The sequence below is a fragment of the Actinoplanes sp. KI2 genome, from assembly GCF_025630775.1.
Lineage (GTDB): Bacteria > Actinomycetota > Actinomycetes > Mycobacteriales > Micromonosporaceae > Actinoplanes.
The window spans coordinates 12,335-38,422 of the sequence record NZ_JAOSZE010000068.1 but is presented as its reverse complement, the minus strand read 5'-3'; the positions used below and the strand labels follow the sequence as shown (position 1 = coordinate 38,422).

Genomic DNA, 26,088 nt, shown 5'->3' with positions numbered 1-26,088 from the left:
TCCTTTAGATCTTCGGGAACCAGAGGGCGAGCTCGCGGGCCGCGCTCTCCGGCGAGTCGGAGGCGTGCACGAGGTTCTCCCGGTTCGACAGCGAGTAGTCACCGCGGATCGTGCCGGCGGCGGCCTTGCGGCCGTCGGTCACCCCGATCATGGCGCGGACCACCTCGATCACGTTGTCGCCCGCGAGCACCATGGCGGCGAGCGGGCCGCTGGTCATGAACTCCTTCAGCGGCGGGTAGAACGGCTTCTCCACGTGGTCGGCGTAGTGCTGGTCGGCGAGCGACGCGTCCATCGTGCGCAACTCCAGCGCCTCGATGACCAGGCCTTTACGCTCGAACCGAGCGAGGATCTCACCGAGCAGGCCACGACGGACCGCATCGGGCTTGATGAGCACGAGAGAACGCTCGACGGGGCTGGTCACGAAGATCCTCCAACGAACTGTGGGGCAAACACGCGGGATTCAGCCTATCGGTACCGAGTTTCCGGCGAGCAGCAACGCCGGAACCACCACACTTTCCCTCGGGTTGCGCCGGGCAATAACCTGACGTGAAAGAGCGGGAGGTCCACATTGGCAAACCAGACCGGCCGTCCTGTCGCAACCCCGCGCAAGCTGGTGGCGGCCGTCATGGGCACGATCGCCGTCTTCGTGATGGCGCTGGGGCTCGGCATGTCCAGTTGGGGGGTCGCCCTGTTCGGGCTGGCCGTGCTGGTGCTGTCGATCGGCCTGGGCGTGGTCAATGTGGTGCGGCGCGGCGCCCGCGCCTGGGTCAGCGGCACCGCAGAGGTCAAGGCGATCTCGCCGGCGCCCACGTCGTCCGCCGTCTACGGCCGCGCCGAGATTCAGGCGGTGGTCGTGGCGCCCGGGCTGCCCACCTCCGAGGTGACGCTGCGCGAGCCGCGGGTCCCGGTGGTGAAGTGGCCGATGATCGGGGACACGCTGCCGATCACGGTGGACGTCGACGACATGCGCCGGGTGCGGATCAACTGGGACGAGGCGTCGCCGCGCGACCGCGGGCAGGACCCGCCGCCCCCGCCGATGCCCGACTACGGCGACCTGCCGGACGAGGTGATCGACGAGGAACAGGACGACGACATCCTCGGCGACGTGGAGGACCCGCCGTGGGTCAACCGGAACCGCCAGTGGGCGGCGCCCGAGGACGAGGAGCCGCCCCCGCCGCCGGGGCCGGGGGAATCGCCGGTGGTCGTGCGGGACACCCCGGCCGGGCCGGTGGTCGAGGGCGAGTTCGTGGACCACAACGAGGTCACGCAGCCGCTGCCGCGCCGGGCGGCGGCCGGTGCCGCTGCCGGTGCTGCCGCCGGTGTGGCTGCCGGAGCGGGCGCCGGTGCGGGTCGGCAGGCGGGGAGCAGGCCCAGCCCGCGACCCCGGAACGGTGGCGGGGCGCGGCCCGGGGGCGGGTCGGCCACGGCCACGGCGGACCCGCTGGTCGAGCAGGCGACCGCCGCTGCCGGGCCGATCGTCGAGGAGCCGACGGCCGCCGCGCCGCCGCAGCGGGCGCCGCATCCGGACGAGGAACTGCCGATCGATCTGCCGCTGGACGAGCCCGTCCTGGATGAGCCGGTGCTGGATGAGCCGGTGTTGGACGAGCCTGTGTTGGACGAGCCGGCGTTGGATGAGCCGGTGTTGGACGAGCCGGGGGCGCCGGGGCCGGGGGCGCCGGGGCCGGGCACGTATCGGCGGCCGGAGCCCACGGTGGCCGCGACCACGGCGGCGCCGTCGCCGGCGACCAGTTTTCCGACCGCGCCGGAGCCGGTCACGCCTCCGCCGCACGCGCCGGCACCGACCCAGGCGCGGCCGACCGCACCGACGCCGGTCGGGTACGACGACATCGACCTGCCGCTGGACGGGGAGCCGGCCGCGTCGCCGGAGGAGGCCGAGCCCGAGGCGGCCGCGGCGATGCACGAGGGGCTGATCGCTCCGCCGGTCGCCGAGGAGGCGCCGACCGGGCCGGTCGAGGTGCCGCCGGTGGCGGGCACGGCGTCGGCCGCGCCGGAATCGCGGGCTACCACGAAGTTTGTGTCGAATGCGGCGCATGAGGCGGAGGCGGCGACCGAGCCACTGCCCGTGGCGGAGAAGCACGGCTCGGGCCGGGTCATCGCGGGAGCCGCGGCGGCCGCCGGGGCGGTGGCTGCTGCCGCGGCGGCGGCGTTCAAGAAGTTCGGGCATTCCGACAAGGCCGAGCACGGGGACAAATCGGCCGGGTCGAGGACGCCGGTCCCGCCTGCCGGATCGGAAGCCGGTCCCCGCGCTGCCGGGTCGGAATCCACTGCCGCCGCCGCTCCCGCCGGGGCTGCCGCCGCCGCTGCCGGGGCTGCCGGCGGGTCGGCTGCCGAGGGCTCGTCCGCTGAGCCGACGCCGCCTTGGCGGTCGGCGCCTGCCAGGCCGTCGTCCGCCGGGCCTGCGCCGGCTGAGTCCGCGGCTGTAGGGCCGTCTGTCGCTGAGCGGTCTGCCGCTGAGCCGTCTGCCGCTGGGCCGTCTACCGGTGGGCAGTCTGCCGGTGGAACGGAGGCGTCGCCGGTTTCGGCCGAGGACGTTTCGGCCGGTGGCACTGCGCCTGTGGGTGGAGCGGCTCCTGCGGGTAGTGGTGCCGCCGCGACCGGCGGTGTGCCGGTGGGTGATGCGCATGCCGGTGCCGGTGCCGCGGTTGCTGGGGCGGCGATCGCTGGGGCGGCGGCGGGGGTCGCTGCCTCTCGGGCGGCCTCGGCCGGGCGCGACCAGGCTGGGAATGACGCGCCCGGGAGTACGTCGGCCGACAGTGCGGCGCCCGGAAGTGCTGCGCCCGGAAGTGCGGCGCCCGGAAGTGCGGCGCCCGGAAGTGCGGCGCCCGGAAGTGCGGCGCCCGGAAGTGCTGCGCCCGGAAGTGCTGCGCCCGGGAGTGCGGCGCCCGGGAGTGCGGCGGCCGGGAGTGCGAGGACCGGGAGTGGGCCGGCCGGGGGAGATGAGAACCCCTGGGCTGCGCCGCCGGGGCTGGCGGTGCCTCCGGTGACGGTGGAGCCGGATGAGCGGGCGGATGAGGTGATTACCGCCTATCCCAGTGCTCGGCCGGGGCCGGCCGGGGCGATCTACGGGGTGGGGATCACCGTGCTCGTCACCGATTTGGGGCGGTCTATCGGGTTTTATCGGGACACGCTCGGGTTCTATGAGATCGACAGCGGGGACGGGAGCGCGGTGCTCGCCTCGGGGGACACCCGGGTCGTCCTGCGCACCGTGACCGGGCTGGCCGGTGGGGCCGGGCGGCTGATCTTCCTCAATCTCGAGGTGGGGGACGTCGAGGCGGTCTATCACGAGCTGCTGGAGAAGGGCGTTACGTTCGAGCACCCGCCGCAGCCGGTCAATCGCGGGGACCGGCTGGAGTTGTGGTCGGCCACCTTCCATGACCCGGACGAACACAACATCGCGATCACCCAGTGGCGGGCCATCCGGTAGTAAGCGCAGGTGGGCAGCACCGCCCGCAGCGGGCGGCAAGGGCGCAACCCACCACCCGGATCGCCGGCTCGCCGGGGACCCCGCCGTGGCGTACCGGGAAATGATCTTGATCTGAGGTCCTCGCCGGGAATGCGAGTGAGAGCCGCCTCGGGCGGCCGGTATCGTTGAGGGGCAGGCTTTGAACCGGCCATCACCGGGGAGCCTCCGGAAGAACGGGCATTCCTCGCAGAGGAGCCTCAGTAGAACCGGGCGGATCGGCACGTGCGGGAGCCGGCGAATGAGCGGGCAGGGTCTCCTGCCAAGCGAGGTGGTACCGCGGGCGGACAACCGCTCGTCCTCGCAGTCCACGTTGAGTGAGCTGCACGAGGAGAGAACCCACCGATGGGCTATCCGAAGCACACCGATGCCGATGGCGTGCCGGCCAGTCCGGATCTGCCCGCCGTCGAGCGCGCCGTTCTCGAGCACTGGGCCGCCGACGAGACGTTCGAGGCGTCCGTCGCGCAACGGCCGGCCGGGGAAAGCGGCAGCAACGAGTACGTCTTCTACGACGGGCCGCCGTTCGCGAACGGGCTGCCGCACTACGGGCACCTTTTCACCGGGTACGTGAAGGACCTGGTGCCGCGGTATCAGACGATGCGCGGCAAGCGGGTCGAGCGCCGGTTCGGGTGGGACACGCACGGGCTGCCGGCCGAGGTGGAGGCCGAGAAGCAGCTCGGCATCACCACGAAGGCGCAGATCGTCGAGCTCGGGATCGACAAGTTCAACGAGGCCTGCCGGTCGTCGGTGCTCGCCTACACCAAGGACTGGGAGCGGTACGTCACCCGGCAGGCCCGCTGGGTGGACTTCGAGAACGACTACAAGACCCTCGACCCCAGCTACATGGAGTCGGTCATGTGGGCGTTCAAGACGCTGCACGACAAGGGGCTGGTGTACGAGGGGTTCCGGGTCCTCGCCTACTGCTTCCGGTGCGAGACGCCGCTGTCGAACACCGAGACGCGGATGGACGACGTCTACCGCGACCGGACAGATCCCGCTTTAACCGTAAAATTCCGGCTGGAGACCGGCGAGGACATCGCGGTCTGGACGACTACGCCGTGGACACTGCCGTCGAACCTGGCGCTGGCCGTGGGGCCCACCCTGCAATATGCGGTTTTGTCGGATAAGTCGGGGCACAGGCTCATCATGGGCGCGTCCCGGGTCGCCGCGTACGCCAAGGAGCTCGAGGGCTACGAGCAGGTCGGCACGGTGCTCGGCAGCGAGCTCGCGGGCCGCAAGTATGAGCCGCTCTTCGACTTCCTGGTCGAGCAGGCCGGGGAGAACGCGTTCCAGGTTCTCCCGGCCGACTACGTCAGCGACGAGGACGGCACCGGGGTCGTGCACCAGGCGCCCGCATTCGGCGAGGACGACCAGAACGTCTGCAACGCGGCCGGCATCCCGACGATCGTGACGGTGGACGAGCACACCCGATTCACCGCGCTGGTCCCGCCGTGGCAGGGCGTGCAGGTCTTCGACGCCAACAAGCGGGTCATCGCCGACCTGAAGGAGCGCGGCGCGGTGCTGCGGCACGAGGGCTACACGCACTCGTACCCGCACTGCTGGCGCTGCGACACCCCGCTGGTCTACAAGGCGGTGTCGAGCTGGTTCGTGGCGGTCACCAAGTTCCGCGACCGGATGGTCGAGCTGAACCAGGAGATCACCTGGACGCCGGCGCACATCAAGGACGGCTCGTTCGGCAAGTGGCTGGCGAACGCCCGGGACTGGTCGATCTCGCGGAACCGGTTCTGGGGCTCGCCGATCCCGGTCTGGAAGTCGGACGACCCCAACTACCCGCGGGTTGACGTGTACGGCTCGTTCGAGGACCTGTCCCGGGACTTCGGGGTCAAGGTCAACGACCTCCATCGGCCGTACGTGGACGAGCTGACCCGGCCGAACCCGGACGACCCGACCGGACGGTCGACCATGCGCCGGGTGCCGGAGGTGCTCGACTGCTGGTTCGAGTCGGGGTCGATGCCGTTCGCCCAGGTGCACTACCCGTTCGAGAACAAGGAGTGGTTCGAGCACCACTACCCGGGCGACTTCATCGTCGAGTACATCGGGCAGACCCGGGGCTGGTTCTACACCATGCACGTGCTGGCCACGGCGCTGTTCGACCGGCCGGCGTTCCGCAACTGCCTCAGCCACGGCATCCTGCTCGGCGAGGACGGGCGGAAGATGTCCAAATCGCTGCGGAACTACCCGGATGTGTATCGGGTGTTCGACACGTACGGCTCGGACGCGATGCGCTGGATGCTGATGTCGTCGCCGGTGCTGCGGGGCGGGGACATGGCGGTCACCGAGGTGGCGATCCGGGATTCGGTACGCCAGGTGCTGCTGCCGCTGTGGAACGTCTGGTACTTCTTCAGCCTTTATGCAAACGCCTCTGCCTATGTCGCGACCAATCGGACGTCCTCGGAGCACCTGCTTGATCGGTACATCCTCGCCAAGACGGGTGAGCTGGTCAGCGATGTGCAGCGCCAGATGGACGACTACGACATCTCGGGCGCGGCGGCGTCGGTGCGGTCCTACCTGGACGCGCTGACGAACTGGTACGTGCGCCGCTCCCGGGACCGATTCTGGGCCGGCGACCACGACGCGTTCGACACGCTGGCCACCGTGCTCGAGACGGTGTGCCGGGTCGTCGCGCCGCTCGCGCCGCTGACCACCGAGGAGATCTGGCGCGGCCTCACCGGCGAACGTTCGGTGCACCTGACCGACTGGCCGTCGGCCGCGGACTTCCCGGCCGACCACGAGCTGGTCGCCTCAATGGACGCGATCCGGGACGTGGCCTCGGCCGCGCTGTCCCTGCGCAAGGCCCGCGCGCTGCGGGTCCGGCTGCCGCTGGCCAAGCTCACCGTGGCGACGCCCGGTGCGGCCGCGCTGGCGGGCTTCGGCGACCTGCTCGCCGACGAGGTCAACGTCAAGGACGTGATGTTCACCGGCGACGTGGCCGCGTACTGCGAGCAGGTGCTCACCGTCGTGCCGCGGGCGCTCGGCCCGCGCGTCGGCAAGCAGGTGCAGCAGGTCATCCAGGCGGTCAAGAAGGGCGACTGGCAGCTGGTCGACGGCGCACCGGTGGCGGCCGGGGTCACCCTGCGGGAGGGCGAGTACGAGCTGAAGCTGGTCGCCGCCGACGTGGCCAACTCGGCGCCGCTGGCCGGCGGTGCGGGCGTGGTCGTGCTGGACACCGTCGTGACGCCCGAGTTGCTCGCCGAGGGCCTGGCCCGGGACGTGATCCGGGTCGTGCAGCAGGCCCGCCGCGACGCCGGCCTGGACGTCTCGGACCGGATCGAGCTGACCGTCTCGGCGACCGACGCGGTGCGGCTGGCGGTCGAGGCGCACCGGGACTTCGTGGCCGGCGAGACGCTGGCGTCCTCGGTCGGCTTCGCCCCGGCGGGCGCGACCGGCTTCGCCGGCGAGGTCGGCGACGGCGAGCAGATCACGGTCACGGTGTCTCGCGCCATCCTGTGAAACAGTTAACCCGGCCTGGGCATTTGCCACCTCTGCGGCTAATGTCCGGGTCGGGTTGCCAGCTCGACGGGGACTTCCGGCCTGCGGTCCGATAATCTCAGCGTGCCAACCCCCAATTTTCTGCGCACGACCCATCCCCGGAGGAACCCGCGTTGCCGCTGCTCTACTCGATCGGCAAACTCACTGTCGGCAACCTGCTGAAGGTCGGCTGGCGGCCGCACGTCGAGGGCCTGGAGTACGTACCCAGGACCGGCGGCGCGATCTTCGCGGGCAACCACCTTTCGGTCGCCGACGAGCTCTTCATCGGCGCGGTCGTGCCCCGGCACCTGGCCTTCTGGGCCAAGTCCGACTACTTCGACGGGACCGGCTTCAGCGGCTGGTTCAACCGCAACCTTATGAACGGATTGGGCGCCATCCGGGTTCAACGGGCCGGCGGGCGAGATGCGCTGGCCGCGTTCGACAGCGCCATCCCGGTGCTGAAGGCCGGCGACATGGTGGTGGTCTACCCCGAGGGCACCCGCTCGCCCGACGGCCGGCTCTACCGCGGGCGGACGGGCGTGGCCCGGCTCGCCGTCGCCGCCGGTGTCCCGATCATCCCGGTCGGCACGCTCGGCACCGAGAAGGTGCAGCCGATCGGCCAGCCGTACCCGCTGCCGTTCCGCGGCAGGCCGATCGTCAAGATTGGCAAGCCGATCGACGTGACCGGGCGGGCCGACGACCGCACCTCGCTGCGCGCCCTCACCGACGAGGTGATGGCCGAGATTCAAAAGCTGACCGGCCAGGAGTACGTGCCCCGCTACGCCCCGGCGAAGAAGGCCGACCCGCAGTAGACGCCGCTTCGCCCCGGGCGCAGCCGGTCAGCCCGGGGTAAGCACCGCCGAGCGCAGCCGGCCGACCAGGTCGGCGCTTTCGTCGATCCGGCGGCGGGTCAGCAGCACGGTGGCCATGCTGCCGTGGTCGGCCCAGGCGCAGACCACCACCGCGGCCCCGTTCGCCCGGCCGACGCCGCAACTTTCGTACGCCCCGGCCTCACCGAGGTCGAACGACTGGACGCCGGTGAGGCCGAAGTCGTCGGCGAGGCGATTCAGCTGGGCCCGCACGTCACTCTTCGGGGTGAATCTCCAGCCGGTCACGCCGAAGATCGTGACCCGCTTGCCGCGGCTGTCGCCGTAGACGCCGGCGAACGGCTTGCCGTCCTTGGAGTCGGCCGCCTTCAGGGCCTGGGCGAGGCGGTCGGCGGCGCGCTTGCTCGCGTTGTCGTCGCGCAGGCTCAGGTCGGAGAAGTCGGTCGGGAGAACCGCGCTCACCGGATATTGCCGGGCCGCGGGGAACTGGAAGTAGGCGAACGGCAGGCCGCAGCAGCACAGCACGCCCAGGGTGGCGAAGAGGAAGAGGCGGCGGCCGCGGCGCTTCCTTCGCGGCGGCGGCAACGGGCGCTGCGGCTGCTGCGGGGTGGCCCACGGGGGTGGCGGTGGCGGCGCCGCCGGGCGGGTCTGCACCGGCAGCCGGTTCGCCTGCGGCCGGGCGGCGGCGGCTCTGGCCCGTTCCCTTCGCTGGCGCCGGCTGAGCTTGGCGGGTGCCGTGGGCAGCGGAACCGCGGGCTGAGGCGCCGCCGGCTGCGGGGCCGGAGGCTGCGGGGCCGGAGGCTGCGGCGCGCGGGTCGGCGGCGCGGAGGCCGGCGGCTGCGGGCCGTGCGGCGGCGGTGGCGCGGAGGCCGGAGACTGCGGGGCGCGGGTCGGTGGCGCGGAGGCGGGGGACGGCGAGGCGTGGGGCGGCGGTGGCGCGGAGGCCGGTGGCTCGACCGCCGTCCGGTGCGGCGCGTCGATCTTGGTTTTCTCGATCGGAACCGCGACCGGGATCGGGTCGACCGGGGTGTCCTGACCGGCCCAGGGATCGACGGCCGGCACCGCGGTCCGCTCGTCCACCTCCGGCCGCAGCCGCGACCACCACGACTTCTTCGGCACGGGCGGCGGCACCGCGGCCGCCGCGCTCCAGCGCGACGGTGCGTCCGCCGTCGAGGGCTCCTCGCCGCCCTCGACCCGGGTCGGATCAGGAAGCTTGTCGCCCGGCTTGGGGTCGACCATCGGTGGATCTCCTTCGCTGCCTGCTCTTCCGCCAGGTTAGAGCCGTAGCGCCAGGGGCCACGACCAGTGCCGGATCGGACTCCGGGCGCAAATGCCGGACAGAGTGGGCGATGTGCGGGACACAATGGAGTCGTATGGTGGCCGAGACATGAGAACGACACGGAGAAACGCCGTCACGTTGACCGGGAACGATCTCGGTCAGCCGATGATGTTCGCTCATGGGTACGGCTGTGACCAGAACATGTGGCGCCTGATCACTCCCGCGTTCGCGGACACGTATCGGCTCGTCCTGTTCGACCACGTCGGCAATGGCAAGTCCGACTTGTCCGCATACGACGACGCCCGTTACTCCACACTCGACGGCTACGCCGACGACATCCTCGAGATCCTGCACGAGCACGACCTGTGGGACGTGGTCTTCGTCGGCCACTCGGTGAGCGCCATGATCGGCGTGCTCGCCGCGGTCAAGGAGCCCGAGCGCTTCGCCAAGCTGATCCTCGTCGGCCCCTCCCCGCGGTATATCGACGAGCCCGGCGACAGCTACGTCGGCGGCTTCGCCCGGGCCGACATCGAGTCGCTGCTGGACTCCCTTGATGCCAACTATCTGGGCTGGTCCAGCGAGATGGCCCCGGTGATCATGGGTAACGCCGACCGGCCGGAGCTGGGCGAGGATCTCACCAACAGCTTCTGCCGCACCGACCCGGAGATCGCCAAGAAGTTCGCGCGGGTCACGTTCCTCTCGGACAACCGCGACGACCTGCTCGAGCTGCGGGTGCCGGCGCTGATCCTGCAGTGCTCCGACGACATGATCGCGCCGGCCTCGGTCGGCGACTACGTTCACAAGCACACCGCAGGCAGCACGCTGGTGCGCATGAACGCGACCGGCCACTGTCCCAATCTCAGTGCGCCGGAGGAAACCATCGACGCGATCAAGGCCTGGTTGTAGAGCGGATCGTGAGTGACTCTGGTGGCCCGGACGTGACACAGGAGTTGCGGCTGCCCTGGGACGAGGACCCGGATGACCTGTACGAGCATGCGCCGTGCGGGTATCTGACGACGCTTCCCGACGGCACCATCGTGAAGGTCAACCAGACCTTCCTGACCTGGACCGGATACAAGCGCGCCGATCTGGTCGGCCATCGGCGCTTCCGCGACCTGCTCTCCTCCGGCGGGCAGATCTACCACGAGACCCACTACGCGCCGCTGCTGCGGATGCAGGACGAGGTGCACGAGCTCGCCTTCGACGTGGTCTGCGCGGACGGCCGGACGCTGCCCACCCTCGTCAACTCGCTGCTGGCCCGCGACCCCGAACGGCAGCCGCGGGCCATCCGCACCACGATCTTCGACGCGACCGCGCGACGCGGGTACGAGAGGGAGCTGCTGGAGGCCTGCCGGCGCGCGGAGGACTCGGAGCACCGCATCCGGGTGCTCCAGCAGGTGGTCGCCGACCTGTCCGCGGCGCCCACCGAGGCCGAGGTCGCCGAGGCGGTGGTCCGCGCCCCCGAGCTGGCCTTCGGCGCCGCGAGCAGCAGCATCTACCTGCTCGACCCGGAGCGCGAGACGATCATCGCGGTCGCCTCGACCGATCCCACCACCGGCGACTGGGACGACATGCCGGTCACCTCGCCGCGGGCGGTGGCCCGGGTGGCCGAGCGCGGCGACCTGCACGTGGTCGGCTCGCTCACCGAGGCCAAGCAGCACTTCCCCGACATGGTCGACAGCATGCGCCGCTCGGGTCGCACCACGGTGGTGCTGCTCCCGCTGACCACCGGCCCGGCCGAGGAGCCCGGCGGCGCCGAGACGCTCGGCGTGCTGGCGTTCAGCTTCACCGGCGAGCGCAAGCTCGGCGACGCCGAGCTGCGCGTGGTGCGGCTGCTGGGCCAGCAGGCCGGCCAGGCCCTCGACCGGGCCCGGCTGTACGACGAGGCCCGTCGCCGCGAGGAGCGGGTCACCTTCCTGGCCGAGACCACCCGGGTGCTCGACGAGCGGCCCCGCCTGCTGCCCCGCTCGCGCTGCCTGGTCGACCGGATGGTGCCGGAGATCGCCGACTGGGCGTCGGTGCGGCTTTCCATCGGCCCGACCGGCGTGCTGGAGGAGAAGGGCGCCGCGGCCCCGGACGCCGACCTGCTCGCGCACGCGCTGGCCCGGGTGATCGCGTCCGGCGAGCCGATCTTCCCGATGCCGGACGAGAAGCTGGGGTGCGCGGTGCTGCCGCTGACCGCCCGCGGCCGGGTGCTCGGCACGCTGTCGCTGCGCATGACGCTCGAGCGCGGCGACGACGCCGAGCGGGCCTTCCTCATCGAGCTGGCCGACCGGTCCGGGCTGGCGCTGGAGAACGCCCGGCTCTACGAGCAGGAGCGGCAGATCGCCCGTACGCTGCAGCGCAGCCTGCTGGCCGCGGACATGCCGGGCGGTGACGCGCGATTCACGGTGGAGAGCCACTACCAGGCCGCCGGGCAGGACCTCGAGGTCGGCGGCGACTGGTTCGACTCGTTCCTGATCAACAGGGACCGGATGGCCGTGGTGGTCGGCGACGTGGTCGGCCGGGGCATCGACGCGGCCACCACGATGGGGCAGCTGCGCAGCGCGATCCGGGCGCTCTCCGGCGACGACGTCGGGCCGGCCCGGCTGCTCGCGGGGCTGGACCGGTTCGTCGACCGGGTCGAGTCGGCCCGGATGGCGACCGTGGCCTACGCCGAGATCGACCTGGTGACCGGCGATCTCACGTACGCCTCCGCGGGCCACGTCCCGCCGCTGCTGCAGGAGCCGGCCGGCTCGCCGGAATATCTGTTCGAGGCCCGGTCGGCGGCGCTCGGCTCGCGGGCCGGTGACCTGCGCCGCACCCAGCATTCCCGCCGGCTCCCGGCCGGCAGCCGCCTGCTGCTCTACACCGACGGCCTGATCGAGCGCCGCAGCCGGTCGATCGACAAGGGCTTCGAGCTGCTGGCCCGGGAGTTCGGCCGGCGCCGGGGCGCGCCGCTGCAGGGCCTGACCGCGGGGCTGGCCGACACCCTCGTCGGCCGCGACCACGCCGACGACGTCTGCCTGCTCTGCGTGTCGCTCGGCACCGAGGAGCGGATCGAGCGGACCATCGGCGCCGACCGGATGCAGATCGCGCTGCTGCGCGCCGACCTGCGGGCGTGGCTGATCACCCAGGGGGTCGAGCCGGACACCCGGGACGCGGTGCTGCTGGCCTGCTCGGAGGCGGTGGCCAACTCGATCGAGCACGGCTACCGGGACGACCCGTTCGGCATGATCGACGTGGTCGCCACGGTGACCGACGACGCGGTGGAGGTCAAGGTCACCGATCGCGGCACCTGGCGCGGCCCGATGACCGACCAGTCCCGCGGGCGCGGCCTGCAGTTGATCCGCGAGTCGATGGACCAGGTGCTCGTCGAGCGCGGGGACGGCACCGTCGTCACCATGCGCCGTGCCCGGGAGGCCTTATGACCGATCAATGGGTTAAGTTCTCCACCTTCGGCGACGCCGAGCTGGTCAGCCTGACCGGGGAGATCGACCTGGCCAACTCGGGCGAGATCGGCAAGGCGATCGTCGGCCGGATCCGCGAGGCCGGGAAGGTGCTGATCGACCTCACCACGGTCTCATTCCTGGACAGCGCCGGGGTGCGGCTGCTCGACGCGCTCGTCGGCGATCTCGCGGCGCGGGGCAAGAGCACCCGGCTGGTGGTGGGCGAGCGCGGCCCGGCCCGGATGACGCTCCAGCTTTGCGCGTTTCGCGAGGATGTTCTCGCAACCGACCTGGACCGGGCCGCGGCGGAGTTGCGGGGATAGTCCGCGTACCCTGGACTCCCATGAGTGCACGTTCCGTCTTCCCGCAGCTCGAGCAGTTGTTGCCGCTGATCAGCAAGCCCATCCAGTACGTCGGTGGCGAGCTCGGCGCGGTCGTCAAGGACTGGGACGCCAGCACGGTTCGCTGGGCGCTGATGTATCCCGACGCGTACGAGGTCGGCCTGCCCAACCAGGGTGTCCAGATCCTGTACGAGGTGCTCAACGAGCAGCCGGACGTGCTCGCCGAGCGGACGTACGCGGTCTGGCCCGACCTCGAGGCGCTGATGCGCGAGCACGGCGTCCCGCAGTTCACGGTCGACGCGCACCGCCCGGTCCGCGACTTCGACGTGCTCGGCGTGTCCTTCTCCACCGAGCTCGGCTACACCAACCTGTTCACCGCGCTCGACCTCGCCGGCATTCCGCTGGAGAGCAAGGACCGCGGCGACGAGGACCCGATCGTCCTGGCCGGCGGGCACGCCAGCTTCAACCCCGAGCCGATCGCCGACTTCCTGGACGCCGCCGTGCTCGGCGACGGGGAGGAGGCGGTTCTCGAGATCACCGGGATCATCCGGGAGTGGAAGGCCGAGGGCCGGCCCGGCGGGCGGGACGAGCTGCTGCTGCGGCTGGCCCGCACCGAGAGCGTCTACGTCCCCCGCTTCTACGACGTCGACTACCTGCCCGACGGCCGCATCCAGCGGGTCGTGCCCAACCGCCCGGACGTCCCGTTCCGGGTCGCCAAGCGCACGACGATGGATCTCGACGCCTGGCCGTACCCGAAGAAGCCCCTGGTGCCGCTCGCCGAGACGGTCCACGAGCGGTACGCGGTGGAGATCTTCCGGGGCTGCACCCGAGGCTGCCGGTTCTGCCAGGCCGGCATGATCACCCGCCCGGTCCGGGAGCGGTCGATCACCACGGTGGGGCAGATGGTCAAGGAGGGGCTGGAGTTCTCCGGCTTTTCCGAGGTCGGCCTGCTCTCGCTGTCCAGCGCCGACCACTCCGAGATCGGCGACATGTGCTCCGGCCTGGCCGAGCAGTACGAGGGCACCAACGTCTCGCTGTCGCTGCCGTCGACCCGGGTGGACGCGTTCAACATCGACCTGGCCCAGGAGCTGTCCCGGAACGGCCGGCGGACCGGCCTGACCTTCGCGCCGGAGGGCGGCTCGGAGCGCATCCGCAAGGTCATCAACAAGATGGTGACCGAGGAAGACCTGATCCGGACGGTCGTCACGGCGTACTCGAACGGCTGGCGGCAGGTGAAGCTGTACTTCATGTGCGGCCTGCCCACCGAGACCGACGACGACGTGGCGCAGATCGGCCGGATGGCGCACGAGGTGATCAAGGCGGGCCGCGCGGCCGCCGGCACCAAGGACATCCGCTGCACGGTGTCGATCGGCGGGTTCGTGCCCAAGCCGCACACCCCGTTCCAGTGGGCGCCGATGGCGCGGCCCGAGGTGATCGACGCCCGGCTCAAGATGCTCAAGGACGTGATCAACAGTGATCGCTCGCTCGGCCGGGCGATCGGGTACCGCTACCACGACGGCGAGCCGTCGCTGATCGAAGGCCTGCTGTCCCGGGGCGATCGACGCGTCGGGGCAGTCATCCGGCGCGTCTGGGAAAAAGGCGGACGTTTCGACGGGTGGAGCGAGCATTTCTCGTACGCCCGCTGGATCGACGCGGCCGCCGAGGTGCTGCCCGGCTTCGGCGTCGACCTCGACTGGTTCACCACCCGCGAGCGCGACCAGGCCGAGGTGCTCCCCTGGGACCACCTCGACTCGGGCCTCGACAAGGACTGGCTGTGGCAGGACTGGCAGGACTCGCTGAGCGAGTACGAGCAGGACGACTGCCGCTGGACGCCGTGCTTCGACTGCGGGGTCTGCCCCTCGATGGACACCGAGATCCAGATCGGCCCGACCGGCCGGAAGCTGCTGCCCCTGACCCCCATAAACAACCTGCGGATTCCCGCTTAGGAGCTCAAGATTCCCCCCAAGAACCAACCGGTGGGCGGCCAGGCACCGGTCGTCCAGCGGATCCGGATCCGGTACGCCAAGCGCGGCCCACTGCGTTTCACGTCACATCGGGACTTCGCCCGCGCCTTCGAGCGGGCGCTGCGGCGGGCGGCGGTGCCGATCGCCTTCTCGCAGGGCTTCACCCCACACCCGAAGATTTCGTACGCCAGCGCCGCACCCACCGGCGTCGGCAGCGAGGCGGAGTACCTGGAGATCGGCCTGCAGGCCGAGGTCGACCCGGCGCAGCTGCTGCTGGCGCTGGACGCGGCGCTCTCACCAGGGCTGGACGTGCTGGAAGCGGTGCCGGCTGGGGACGGCAGCCTCGCCGACCGGATCGATGCCTCCCGATGGCGGGTGGAGCTGCCCTCGGTCGACCCGGCGGTGGCGGCGGCCGCGGTGAAGCGCTTCCTGGACGCCGATGAGGTCCTGGTCGAGCGGATCACCAAGCAGGGCCGCCGGACGTTCGACGCGAGGGCGGCGGTGACCCACATCGCAGTGGCCGAGCAGTCCGACCTCCCTTCCGGGGCGTTCGCGGCGCCGTGTGCGATAATCGACCTTGTCGTACGACAGGTAACGCCCGCCGTGCGACCCGATGACGTCCTTTCCGGCCTGCGTGTCGTAGCCGACTTGGAGCCGCCGGTGCCCCCACGGGTGACCCGGCTGGCCCAGGGCACGCTCACCGCGCAGGGGGAGATCGTCGATCCGTTGGACGCGGATCGCGCCGCCATCGGTGGGCGCTAGCTGGATCACAGCCGGCGCCCGATCGGCAGACTTCGGCCGCCCGTCCGCTAACCCGGCCGGGACCGAAACACTTGCGGCAGCCCTGCGTGGCAGCGCTCACACGCGCCCGGGGCCGCCAGAACTGGAGAGCGCCCATGCTCGATAACGAGCCAACGGGCGGTGAATCGAGCGAGGCGGTCACGCCGCCCGCCGAGACCGCCGATAGCACCCCTACCACCCCTACTGCCCCTGTGCGCCGCACCCGGGCCCGCAAGGCGGCCTCGCCGGCTGCCGAGACCGATCCGGCCGACGGTGCGCCGCCGGTCAAACCGGTGAAAGCCACCCGGAGCCGCAAAAAGGCCGCGGCGCCGGCGCCCGAGGAGCCGGCGTCCGCCGAGGAGTCGGCCGCCGAGGCCGCGCCCCCGGCCAAGGCGACCCGGGCTCGCCGGAAAAAGGCCGCCCCGGCCGCCACCGAGCCGGTCGTCGCGGTCGAGCCGCTGATCACCGGAGAGGAGCCGGCGGTCGAGGAGCCCGTGGCCGAGGAGCCGGTGACCGAGGCCCCGGCCGAGGACGAGCCGGTCGAGACCCCGATCATCGGGGTGCTCCCGCTCGACGACGACTTCGTCGAGGAGCAGCCGAGGCGGCGTTCCCGTCGCGCCGCGCTGCCCCCCGCCGTGCTGTTCATGCCGCCGGACCCGACCGAGGCCGAGCCCGCGCCCGCCGGCCGGCGTTCGCGCCGGGGCTCCGCCGCCGCGCCCGCCGCCCAGGCTCCCGCCGAGCCCGAGGTGACGGAAACCGAAGCGGCGGTCGCCGAGATTCCGGTCGAGGAGCCCGCCGAGGGCTCCCGCCGCAGCCGGCGCCGTCGCCGGGGCGCGGCCGCCGAGGAGCCGGCCGAGATCACCGTGATCCCCGAGGCCGGTGAGATCGTCGACGAGGTGGACGAGCCCGACGAGGTCGAGGAGGGCCTCGACGACGAGTCGGACGACGAGTACGGCTCGAGCCGGCGCCGCCGTCGCCGGGGCCGCCGCGGCCGTGGCCGGGGCAAGGGCACCGCCGACGACGAGGCGGCCGAGATCGAGGACGGCGCCGAGTCCTCCGTCGAGTCCGAGGGCGACGCCGAGGACGGCGACGACGAGGGCGACGAGGGCGACGGCGTCACCCGGCGCCGGCGTCGCCGCCGTCGCAAGGGTGCCGGTGGCGACGGCGAGACCGGCGGCATCGAGGACGGCGTGCACACCGTCGTGCGGGTGCGCGAGCCGCGCCGCACCGATGAGGTGCAGGGCGTCTCCGGCTCGACCCGGCTCGAGGCCAAGCGCCAGCGCCGCCGGGACGGCCGTGAGCAGCGTCGCACCCGGCCGCCGATCCTGAGCGAGTCGGAGTTCCTGGCCCGCCGCGAGGCCGTCGATCGGGTGATGGTCGTCCGGCAGAAGCCGGACCGCATTCAGATCGCCGTGCTCGAGGACGGCATCCTGGTCGAGCACTACGTGTCCCGGATCAGCTCGGGCACCATGGTCGGCAACGTCTACCTGGGCAAGGTGCAGAACGTGCTGCCCAGCATGGAGGCGGCGTTCGTCGATGTGGGCCGCGGCCGGAACGCCGTGCTCTACGCCGGCGAGGTCAACTGGGACGCCACCGGGCTGGAGGGGCGCGCCCGCTCGATCGAGCAGGCGCTCAAGTCCGGCGACTCGGTGCTGGTGCAGGTGACCAAGGACCCGATCGGGCACAAGGGCGCCCGGCTGTCCAGCCACATCGCGCTCTCCGGCCGGCACCTGGTCTACGTGCCCAATGGCAACGCGTCCGGGATCAGCCGCAAGCTGCCGGACACCGAGCGCAAGCGCCTGCGGGACGTCCTGAAGAAGCTGGTGCCGGACGGCGCCGGCGTGATCGTGCGGACCGCGGCCGAGGGCGCCAGCGAGGACGAGCTGGCCCGGGACGTGAAGCGGCTGCAGGCGCAGTGGGAGGAGATCCAGCGCAAGTCCGCCGAGGGGCATGCGCCGGTCGCGCTCTCCGAGGAGCCCGACCTGGTCATCCGGGTGGTCCGGGACCTCTTCAACGAGGACTTCCGCGAGCTGGTGGTGCAGGGCGACCAGGCGTACGCCGAGGTGGAGAACTACCTCAACTCGGTGTCGCCGGACCTGGTCGAGCGTCTGCACCGGTACACCGGCGCCGGCGATCTGTTCGCCGACAAGCGGATCGACGAGCAGATCCTCAAGGGCCTCGACCGCAAGGTGTTCCTGCCCTCGGGCGGCCACCTGGTGATCGACCGGACCGAGGCGATGACCGTCGTCGATGTCAACACCGGCAAGTACACCGGCGCCGGCGGCAACCTCGAGGAGACGGTCACCCGCAACAACCTCGAGGCGGCTGAGGAGATCGTGCGCCAGCTGCGGCTGCGCGACCTCGGCGGCATCGTGGTGATCGACTTCATCGACATGGTGCTGGAGAGCAACCGCGAGCTGGTGCTGCGGCGGCTCACCGAGTGCCTGGGCCGGGACCGGACCAAGCACCAGGTCACCGAGATCACCTCGCTCGGCCTGGTGCAGATGACCCGCAAGCGGATCGGGTCGGGCCTGCTCGAGGCGTTCAGTGAGACCTGTGACCACTGCAAGGGCCGGGGCGTGCTGATCCACACCGAGCCGGTGCCGGAGAAGCGGGCCAACGGCGGTGGCGGCGCGGGTAGCCAGGTGAAGGCGGTCGCCGCGGCCACCCGGACCGAGCAGCCGGCGCCGCAACAGCCGGCCGCCTCGAGCCGGTCGCGCCGGCGCCGGGGCGGGGCGGAGAGCACGACGCCCGCCGCGGAAGCACCGGCCGTCAGCGGTGCCGACACCGCCCAGGCGGTGCCGGGGTTCGCAGACGCCGGTAGCGGCACCACCCACGAGGTGGAGGACCCGGTGGCGGTCACCGCCGGCCTGCCGCCGGTCCACGTGCACGGCTCGGGGATCGTCTCGGCCGGTGCGCCGGCGCAGACCACCGCGGACCCGGACGACGACTACGACATCAGCGGCTACGACCTGTCCCGGTACGAGTCGCACGCCGAGCCGGTCGCGCCGGCCGAGCCGGCCGAGCCGCTGCGGCTCACCGGGTCGGACGACCCCGATGCGGCCGGCGACGAGGACGACGACGAGGACGAGGACGAGCCGGTGGGCGCGGGCACGGGCCGGCGTCGTTCCCGGCGGGGCGGCGCCCGGCGGCGGACCCGGCCGTAGGACATCGACGGCGGGAGCGGTTTGGTAAAGAAACTTAACTGCCAAGCCGCTCGCCGCGTCGATCTCCGCTACCCTGCGGGGATCGATCCTTCCCCCGAGGAGAGCTCCCCGTGCGACGCTTCGCGCCCCTGCTGATTCTTCCCCTGCTGACTGCCGGCTGCTCCGCGGCCGACGGCGATGCGACGGCCGGCGGGCCCACCCCGAATGCCGCCGGGTCGGCCGCGGCGCGGGCGTCGGTGGACCCGTCCGTGGCGGCCGCCGGCGACAAGGCGCTGTCCGGCAACACCAAGGCGATCTGCGCGCAGGCCGAGCGGACCACCACGAGCTTCGGCCAGGCCTTCCTCGCCGACCTGCAGATGCAGATCGACGCTCGGGGCAAGGGTGGTGCGGCCGAGGCGCTGGCCCAGCAGAAGATCGACCAGGACGTGTCGAGCTTCTCGTCCGCGCTCGCCGGGATGGGCAGCCTCGCCGACAACAAGGCGCTCAAATCCGCGCTCACCCAGATGAGCAAGCAGGTCAAGGCGTTCAAGGGCGACGTCTCGAAGATCAACGCCGAGAAGATGGCGGGCCTCACGGCTACCCTCGACAAGGCGTGCGGGCGAAGCTGACCCGGAGCCGGGCCGTCCGAAGGGCCGGGCGCCGGTGGCAGCACAGCCCCGGTTTGGGATCGGCGCGTCGTATGAAGTACGCTTGCTGACGGCGCTTTTTCACGCGCCGTGCTCCCGTGCCTTCCGGCAAGGCCAAGTCTCGTGAGAGAGCGGCCAAGGGACCAGCACCATCCGCCAAGCAGCGGTCTTCGCTGCGTAAGTCTCAGGGAGTCCGCGTCCGATGTACGCGATCGTCAAGACCGGCGGCAAGCAGTACAAGGTTGCCGAGGGCGACGTGATCGAGGTCGAGAAGCTCGCTGGTGCGCCCGGCGATGCACTGACGCTCGCCGCGATCCTCCTCGTCGACGGTGACAACCTGGTGACCGACGCGGCCAAGCTTGCCAACGTTACGGTGTCCGGCGAGATCGCCGAGCACACCAAGGGTCCGAAGATCCGGATCCACAAGTTCAAGAACAAGACCGGCTACCACAAGCGCCAGGGTCACCGCCAGCCGCTGACCCGCGTCAAGGTGACCGGCATCAAGAGCGGGAAGTAAGGGGCGGATCACTCATGGCTCACAAAAAGGGTGCGTCCAGCTCGCGCAACGGCCGTGACTCCGCCGCCCAGCGGCTCGGCGTCAAGCGGTTCGGCGGCCAGCTGGTCAACGCCGGCGAGATCCTGATCCGTCAGCGGGGCACGAAGTTCCACCCGGGCGACCTCGTCGGCCGTGGCGGCGACGACACGCTGTTCGCGCTGGCCACCGGCAACGTGCAGTTCGGTACGAGCCGCGGCCGCAAGACCGTGAGCATCGTCCCGGTCGCGGAGTAAGTTTCTTAACAAGCGGGCCACGGACCCTCGGGGTCCGCGGCCCGCTTTGTTTTTGTTCGAGGAGAGTTGAGCAGTGACCACGTTCGTCGACCGGGTCGTGCTGCACCTGCAGGCGGGTGACGGCGGGCACGGCTGTGTCTCGGTGCGCCGGGAGAAGTTCAAGCCACTCGGCGGTCCCGACGGCGGCAACGGCGGGCACGGCGGCAGCGTCACGCTGGTCGTCGACCCGCAACAGCACACGCTGCTCGACTTCCACTTTCACCCGCACATCAAGGCACCCAACGGCGGCGGTGGCGCGGGCGCCAACCGGGACGGCGCCAACGGCAAGGACCTGGTGCTCGAGGTGCCCGACGGCACGGTCGTGCAGACCGTCGACGGCGAGGTGCTGGCCGACCTGATCGGCGCCGGCACCAGCTTCGAGGTGGCCCGTGGCGGCCGCGGCGGGCGGGGCAACGCGTCGCTGGCCAACACCCGGCGCAAGGTGCCCGGCTTCGCCGAGCTCGGCGAGCCCGGCGACCGGCTCGAGGTGGTCCTCGAGCTGAAGAGCGTGGCCGACGTGGGCCTGGTCGGCTTCCCGTCGGCCGGCAAGTCGTCGCTGATCTCGGTGATGTCCGCGGCCAAGCCGAAGATCGCCGACTACCCGTTCACCACGCTGGTGCCCAACCTGGGCGTCGTGCAGGCCGGCGAGCAGACCTTCACCGTGGCCGACGTGCCGGGCCTGATCCCGGGCGCCGCCACCGGCAAGGGCCTGGGCATGCAGTTCCTGCGGCACATCGAGCGCACCTCGGTGCTGGTGCACGTGCTGGACGCGGCCGCGCCGGAGATCGAGCGGGACCCGCTGGCCGACCTGGACGCGATCGAGGCCGAGCTGGACGCGTACGGCGGCCTCGAGGACCGCCCCCGGCTCGTGGTGCTCAACAAGATCGACATCCCGGACGGCCGGGACCTCGCCGAGATGGTCCGCCCCGACCTGGAGGCGCGCGGCTACCGGGTCTTCGAGGTCAGCGCGGTCACCCGCGAGGGCCTCAAGGAGCTCGTGTACGCGTTGGCCGCGGTCGTCGAGGAGCATCGCCTGGCCACGCCGCCCGCCGAGCCCACCCGGGTCGTGGTGCGCCCGCGCGCGGTCGACGAGAGCGGCTTCACCGTCGAGCAGGACGAGGACGGCGTCTTCGTGGTGCGCGGCACCAAGGTCGAGCGCTGGATCCGGCAGACGAACTTCGACAACGACGAGGCGGTGGGCTACCTTGCCGACCGGCTCGAGCGGCTCGGCGTCGAGGCCGCGCTGGCTAAGAAGGGCGCGCAGCCCGGCGACCCGGTGCGGATCGCCGAGCGCGAGTTCGACTGGCAGCCCAACATCGGGGAGTACGTGGCCGGCCCGCGCGGCACCGACGCCCGCCTCGAGGAGGACGACCACCGGCCGTCCGCGGCCCAGCGGCTCGCCGCCCGCAAGGCGCGCCGGGTGCGCTCCGACGACGAGCTGCTGCACATGGCCGCCGACGGCACCGTCACCAGCGTCGCGAACTCCCAGCGGCCGGTGCTGGTCACCGACGAGGACGACGATGATGAGGACGACACCGGCGAATAGGACGTCGTCTAGCTTCGCGCAACCATCCGGAAACTGTGCTCGCTTAGTGTCACCGGTGTGCTGATCGAATCCCGTCCCGCCCTGGACCCGGAACTTGCCGCCCTGGTCACGGCCCAGCTGCGGGAGATACGGGATTTCGACAAAGGGACGAGCAGGGCCGTCTTCGTGCCCCGTGATGACGCTGCGTATCTGGTCGCGGTGATCAACGGGCGCGCGGTGGCGTGCGGTGCCTGGCAGGCGTTGGGGCACGAGGTCGCCGAGCTCAAGCGCATGTACGTGCGCCCCGCGTTCCGTGGCCGTGGCATCGCCCGCCAGCTGATCGTCGCGATCGAGGAGGAGGCGCTCGCCGCGGGCCGGCCGGTCATCCGGCTGGAGGCCGGTGACTACCTGCCCGCGGCGATTGCGCTCTACCAGTCGTCGGGCTATCGCGAGATCCCCGCCTACGGTCCCTACGTGGGCAATCCCTTCAGCGTCTGCTTCGAGAAGCGCCTCACTGAGCCGCCTTTAGCCTGCCCTCCTGGCCCTGCATTCAGTTCGCTGCATTCCGGTGCAGTCGCTCAGGCGCCGTTAGTCCAGTAGTGCCCTAATCGAGCAGGCCCAGTGCGGCACGCGCTCGGCGTACGGTGGCAAGCGCCGCAGGCCGCACCCGGGTCTTGCCCTCCGCCAGGACCTCGCGGACGTAGCCGGGGTCCTCGGACAGCTCGGCGTGGCCTTTGCGGATCGGCGCGAGCAGCGCGTCCACCGCCTCCGTGACGTCGCGCTTGAGGGCGCCGTAGTTGGGGTAGATGCCCGGCCGCTCGCCGGTGCACTCGGCCAGGATGGCCAGCAGGTTGCTGATGCCCGGCTGGTGCTCCGGATCGTGCCGGACGACGCCGGCCGTGTCGGTGACCGCCCGTGAGATCTTCTTGCGGATCGTCTCGGGCGGGTCGAGCAGTCCGATCCGCCCCGCCTCGCCGGCCGTGCTCTTGCTCATCTTGCGGGTGGGCTCGGCGAGATCCATGATCCGCGCGGCCGACTCGGGACGGACCCCCTCCGGCACCACGAAGGTCTCGCCGTAACGGGCATTGAACCTGAGTGCGAGCGTACGGGTGAGCTCGAGGTGTTGATTTTGATCGTCGCCGACCGGCACCTCTTGGGCGTCGTAGAGCAGGATGTCGGCCGCCATCAGCACCGGATAGGTGAGCAGGCTCAGCCGCACCGGCCCACCCGCGGCGGACTTCTCCTTGAACTGGATCATCCGGGCCGCCTCGCCGTGCGCGGCCGTGCATTCCAGCAGGTAGTGCAGTTCGGTGTGCTCGGGGATCTGGGACTGGGCGATCAGCGCGGTGCGTTTCGGATCGACGCCGGCGGCCAGCAGCAGCGTGGCCACCTCCAGCGTGCAGGCCCGGAGCGTCCGTGGATCATGTTCCATGGTCATCGCGTGCAGGTCGACGATCATCGCGATCGTCTCGGTGGCGCGCTCCTGCCCCACGACCAGCGGGCGGATGGCGCCGAGCAGGTTGCCGAGGTGCAGGTTGCCGGTGGGCTGAAAGCCGGTGAGTCGCTTGGTCATGGCCGGTTCCTTCCGGTACGGGGTGGGGGCACCCCGCCGGATCACGGCCGTGACATGCGAGAACGGCCGCCCGGAGGGGCGGCCGCGGATGAGGTCATGCGCGAGTGGGTGAGCCGCCCGGTCAGGGCAGCCACCAGTTGAGGTTCAGGGTGCGCACAGGGGCATAGTACCGCGGGGCGGCGGCGTCCGGACGCACCAAACAGGCATGATGGTCGTCATGCCGCTCACCCGCGCCGAGGCCGCTGACCGCGCCGCCACCGTCGACGTCCATGAGTACGAGGTACACCTCGATGTGACCGGCGAGGGGGACACCTTCGGCTCGCGGGCCGTGGTGCGGTTCGACGCCCGGCCGGGCGCCGCCACGTTCCTGGAGTTCGAGCCGGTCGCGGTCGAGTCGATGACGCTGAACGGGGTCCCGCTGCCGCCGTCGGCCGTTGCCGCCGGGCGGCTGCATCTCTCCGATCTGGCGTCGTCCAACGAGCTCGCGGTCACCGCGACGATGCGGTACTCGAACACCGGCGAAGGGCTGCACAAGTACGTCGACCCGGCGGACGGAAACGTCTACCTCTACCAGCACCTGTTCATCAACAACGCGGGGCGGGTGCTGCCGGCCTTCGATCAGCCCGACCTGAAGGCGTCGTTCAAGGTGTCGGTCACCGCGCCCGAGTCGTGGACGGTGGCCGCGAACGGCCAGTTGGTCGCGCACTCGGCCAATGTGTGGGAATTCGCGCCGACAAAGCGTATTTCCACCTATTTGGCCACATTGTTCGCCGGGCCGTTCCACGCCGTGACCGATACGCACGACGGCATCCCGCTGGCGCTGTATGTGCGGGCGGCGCTCGGCGAGCACCTCGACGCGCAGGCCGAGGAGATCTTCACGATCACCAAGCAGTGCCTGGACCGGTACCACGAGATGTTCGACATCCGGTACCCCTTCGGGCACTACCAGCAGGCGTTCGCGCCCGAGTTCAACTTCGGCGCGATGGAGTACCCGGGCCTGGTGATCTTCCGGGACGAGATGATCTACCGCTCCGCGGTGACCGAGAGCCAGCGCGAGAGCCGGGCCAACGTGATCGCGCACGAGATGGCGCACATGTGGTTCGGCGACCTGGTGACCATGGCGTGGTGGGACGACCTGTGGCTCAACGAGTCGTTCGCCGAGTACCTGGGCACCCGGGTGGCGGCCGAGGCGACCCGGTTCAAGGGCACCTGGACGACGTTTGCGATGCAGCGCAAGGCCTGGGGGCTGCGGGCCGACCAGCACCCGTCGACCCATCCGGTCGCGCCCGTCTCGGTGGCGGACACCGACGAGGCACTGCTCAACTTCGACGGGATCTCGTACGCGAAGGGGGCAGCGACCCTCAAGCAGCTGGTCGCGTGGGTGGGGGACGAGGCGTTCCGGGCCGGACTCAACGCACACTTCGCGGCCCACGCGTACGGGAATGCGACGCTCGCCGACCTGCTCGCGCGGCTGGCCAAGGCCAGCGGTCGTGATCTGTCGGCCTGGGCCGAGGTGTGGTTGCGGCAGCCGCAGGTCAACACGCTGCGCACCGCGATCGGCGCGGACGGGTCGGTATCGATTCTGCAGACCGCGCCCGCCGCCCATCCGACCCTGCGACCGCACAAGATCGGGATCGGGCTGTACGACAACGGCGCCGGCGGTACGGTCTCCCGGCGCTCGTTCGTCGAGGTCGAGGTGGCCGCGGCGCCTTCCACCGACATCCCCGAGATCTCCGGCAAGGCCGATCTGGTGCTTCTGAACGACGGGGATCTCACCTACGCGAAGATCCGGCTGGACGAGGCGTCGAACGCGGCGGTACCCAACATGCTGCCCCTGATCGGCGATTCCCTGGCCCGGGCGGTGCTCTGGGCCGCCACCCTGGACGCGGTGGTGGACGGCGAGCGCGCGGTCGCCGAACTGGTCACGCTGGTGCTCGCGGCGCTGCCGGTGGAGAGCGAGGTGGTGATCGTCGAGGACGTGCTGCGGGCCACCCGCAGCCTGGTCGACCGGTACTCCACCCCGGAGACCCGGCCGGCCGCGCTCGAGCTGGTGGCGCAGGCCGCCGACCGGCTCCTGGCCGCCTCCGAGCCGGGCGGGTCCCGGCAGCTCGCGGCGGCGCGGGGCTTCATCGGCGCGACCGTCGACGTGGCGCGGCTGCGCGGCTGGCTGGCCGGCTCCGGCGTACCGGATGGCCTGGCGGTCGATGCCGATCTGCGCTGGCTGATCCTCTACCGCCTGGTGGTGCTCGGCGCCGCCGGCCGCGCCGAGATCGACGCCGAGTTCGAGCGGGATCGCAGCGCCACCGGCGAGCAGTGGGCCGCGCGGTGCCGGGCCGCGGTGCCGGACGCCTCGTCGAAGGCCGCGGCCTGGAGCGCGATCATCGAGGACGTGAAGCTGTCCAACCGGCTGGTCGAGATGACCGCGTCCGGCTTCTGGCACCCCGAGCAGCTAGACCTGCTGGCGCCGTACGTGCCCCGCTACTTCGCCGACATGCCGGAGATGATGCGGGTCCGCCGCGGGATGAGCGCCGAGCGCACGGCCGGTCTCGCGTACCCGGAAGTGGTGGTGGACCCGGAGACCCGGCGGCTCGCCGCCGAGCTGCTGGCCCGCGACGATCTCGATCCGCTCCTGCACCGGGTCGTGCAGGACATCGACGACGACATGCGCAAGGCGCTCGCCGCGCGGTTCTGAGCCTTCGCCGCTCGGTCCTGGGCTTTGCTGTCCAGTTTCTGAGCTTTGCGAAGGAACTGAGACTGACGTTTTCAGCGGATACCCTCGC

Annotated in this window: 18 protein-coding genes; 15 read left to right on the top strand and 3 right to left on the bottom strand. The window is 71.3% G+C overall.

The genetic code is table 11. The features are described 5' to 3' along the window. Positions 1-4: 4 nt before the first annotated feature. Positions 5-421 (bottom strand): nucleoside-diphosphate kinase, encoded by a 417-nt coding sequence (gene ndk, locus ODJ79_RS43190; protein ID WP_411267433.1) that lies wholly within the window; start codon positions 419-421, stop codon positions 5-7. A gap of 147 nt (positions 422-568) precedes the next feature. Between ndk and ODJ79_RS43185 the strand changes: the two genes are divergently transcribed. The 3 genes from ODJ79_RS43185 to ODJ79_RS43175 all read left to right on the top strand — a co-directional run bounded on the left by ODJ79_RS43185 (position 569) and on the right by ODJ79_RS43175 (position 7,782). Then, positions 569-3,445, top strand: coding sequence for a VOC family protein (locus tag ODJ79_RS43185; protein WP_263029536.1), 2,877 nt, complete (start codon positions 569-571; stop codon positions 3,443-3,445). A gap of 381 nt (positions 3,446-3,826) precedes the next feature. Continuing rightward, positions 3,827-6,952, top strand: coding sequence for an isoleucine--tRNA ligase (gene ileS / locus ODJ79_RS43180; RefSeq protein ID WP_263029535.1), 3,126 nt, complete (start codon positions 3,827-3,829; stop codon positions 6,950-6,952). Between the two features lie 152 nt (positions 6,953-7,104). Further along, entirely contained in the window at positions 7,105-7,782 is a 678-nt protein-coding gene (locus tag ODJ79_RS43175) for a lysophospholipid acyltransferase family protein (RefSeq protein WP_263029534.1), read from the top strand. A 27-nt stretch (positions 7,783-7,809) separates the two neighbouring features. Here ODJ79_RS43175 and ODJ79_RS43170 read toward each other — a convergent pair whose 3' ends face one another. Continuing rightward, positions 7,810-9,036, bottom strand: coding sequence for a hypothetical protein (locus ODJ79_RS43170; RefSeq protein WP_263029533.1), 1,227 nt, complete (start codon positions 9,034-9,036; stop codon positions 7,810-7,812). A 148-nt stretch (positions 9,037-9,184) separates the two neighbouring features. On the opposite strand from ODJ79_RS43170, the gene ODJ79_RS43165 reads away from it, so the two are divergent. The 11 genes from ODJ79_RS43165 (at position 9,185) to ODJ79_RS43115 (ending at position 22,335) form a co-directional block, all read left to right on the top strand. Next, complete coding sequence (locus ODJ79_RS43165; protein ID WP_263029532.1) at positions 9,185-9,982, top strand: alpha/beta fold hydrolase; 798 nt, start codon at positions 9,185-9,187, stop codon at positions 9,980-9,982. Between the two features lie 8 nt (positions 9,983-9,990). Further along, on the top strand, positions 9,991-12,486 hold the full coding sequence (locus ODJ79_RS43160) for a SpoIIE family protein phosphatase (RefSeq protein WP_263029531.1): 2,496 nt from the start codon (positions 9,991-9,993) through the stop codon (positions 12,484-12,486). Continuing rightward, complete coding sequence (locus ODJ79_RS43155; RefSeq protein ID WP_263029530.1) at positions 12,483-12,827, top strand: STAS domain-containing protein; 345 nt, start codon at positions 12,483-12,485, stop codon at positions 12,825-12,827. Before ODJ79_RS43160 ends, ODJ79_RS43155 begins: the two co-directional genes overlap by 4 nt. A 20-nt stretch (positions 12,828-12,847) precedes the next feature. Continuing rightward, positions 12,848-14,791, top strand: a complete 1,944-nt coding sequence (locus ODJ79_RS43150; RefSeq protein ID WP_263029529.1) for a TIGR03960 family B12-binding radical SAM protein — start codon at positions 12,848-12,850, stop codon at positions 14,789-14,791. Between the two features lie 30 nt (positions 14,792-14,821). Then, positions 14,822-15,571, top strand: coding sequence for a TIGR03936 family radical SAM-associated protein (locus tag ODJ79_RS43145; RefSeq protein WP_263029528.1), 750 nt, complete (start codon positions 14,822-14,824; stop codon positions 15,569-15,571). Between the two features lie 134 nt (positions 15,572-15,705). After that, positions 15,706-18,756: an Rne/Rng family ribonuclease gene (locus tag ODJ79_RS43140; RefSeq protein ID WP_263029527.1), complete on the top strand. Its 3,051-nt coding sequence runs from the start codon at positions 15,706-15,708 to the stop codon at positions 18,754-18,756. A 110-nt stretch (positions 18,757-18,866) separates the two neighbouring features. Beyond that, positions 18,867-19,364: a hypothetical protein gene (locus tag ODJ79_RS43135; protein ID WP_263029526.1), complete on the top strand. Its 498-nt coding sequence runs from the start codon at positions 18,867-18,869 to the stop codon at positions 19,362-19,364. Positions 19,365-19,584: 220 nt separating this feature from the next. Beyond that, positions 19,585-19,899 (top strand): 50S ribosomal protein L21, encoded by a 315-nt coding sequence (gene rplU / locus ODJ79_RS43130; protein ID WP_263029525.1) that lies wholly within the window; start codon positions 19,585-19,587, stop codon positions 19,897-19,899. A gap of 14 nt (positions 19,900-19,913) precedes the next feature. Beyond that, positions 19,914-20,171, top strand: coding sequence for a 50S ribosomal protein L27 (gene rpmA / locus ODJ79_RS43125; RefSeq protein WP_263029524.1), 258 nt, complete (start codon positions 19,914-19,916; stop codon positions 20,169-20,171). A 73-nt stretch (positions 20,172-20,244) separates the two neighbouring features. Further along, positions 20,245-21,756: a GTPase ObgE gene (gene obgE, locus ODJ79_RS43120; protein WP_263029523.1), complete on the top strand. Its 1,512-nt coding sequence runs from the start codon at positions 20,245-20,247 to the stop codon at positions 21,754-21,756. 57 nt (positions 21,757-21,813) lie between these two features. Continuing rightward, complete coding sequence (locus tag ODJ79_RS43115) at positions 21,814-22,335, top strand: GNAT family N-acetyltransferase (protein ID WP_263029522.1); 522 nt, start codon at positions 21,814-21,816, stop codon at positions 22,333-22,335. Positions 22,336-22,339: 4 nt separating this feature from the next. Here ODJ79_RS43115 and trpS read toward each other — a convergent pair whose 3' ends face one another. Continuing rightward, the gene (trpS, locus tag ODJ79_RS43110) at positions 22,340-23,308 is read right to left on the bottom strand and encodes a tryptophan--tRNA ligase (RefSeq protein WP_263029521.1); all 969 of its coding nucleotides are present in this window, start codon (positions 23,306-23,308) and stop codon (positions 22,340-22,342) included. A gap of 217 nt (positions 23,309-23,525) precedes the next feature. On the opposite strand from trpS, the gene pepN reads away from it, so the two are divergent. After that, entirely contained in the window at positions 23,526-26,000 is a 2,475-nt protein-coding gene (pepN, locus tag ODJ79_RS43105; RefSeq protein WP_263029520.1) for an aminopeptidase N, read from the top strand. Positions 26,001-26,088: the final 88 nt, after the last annotated feature.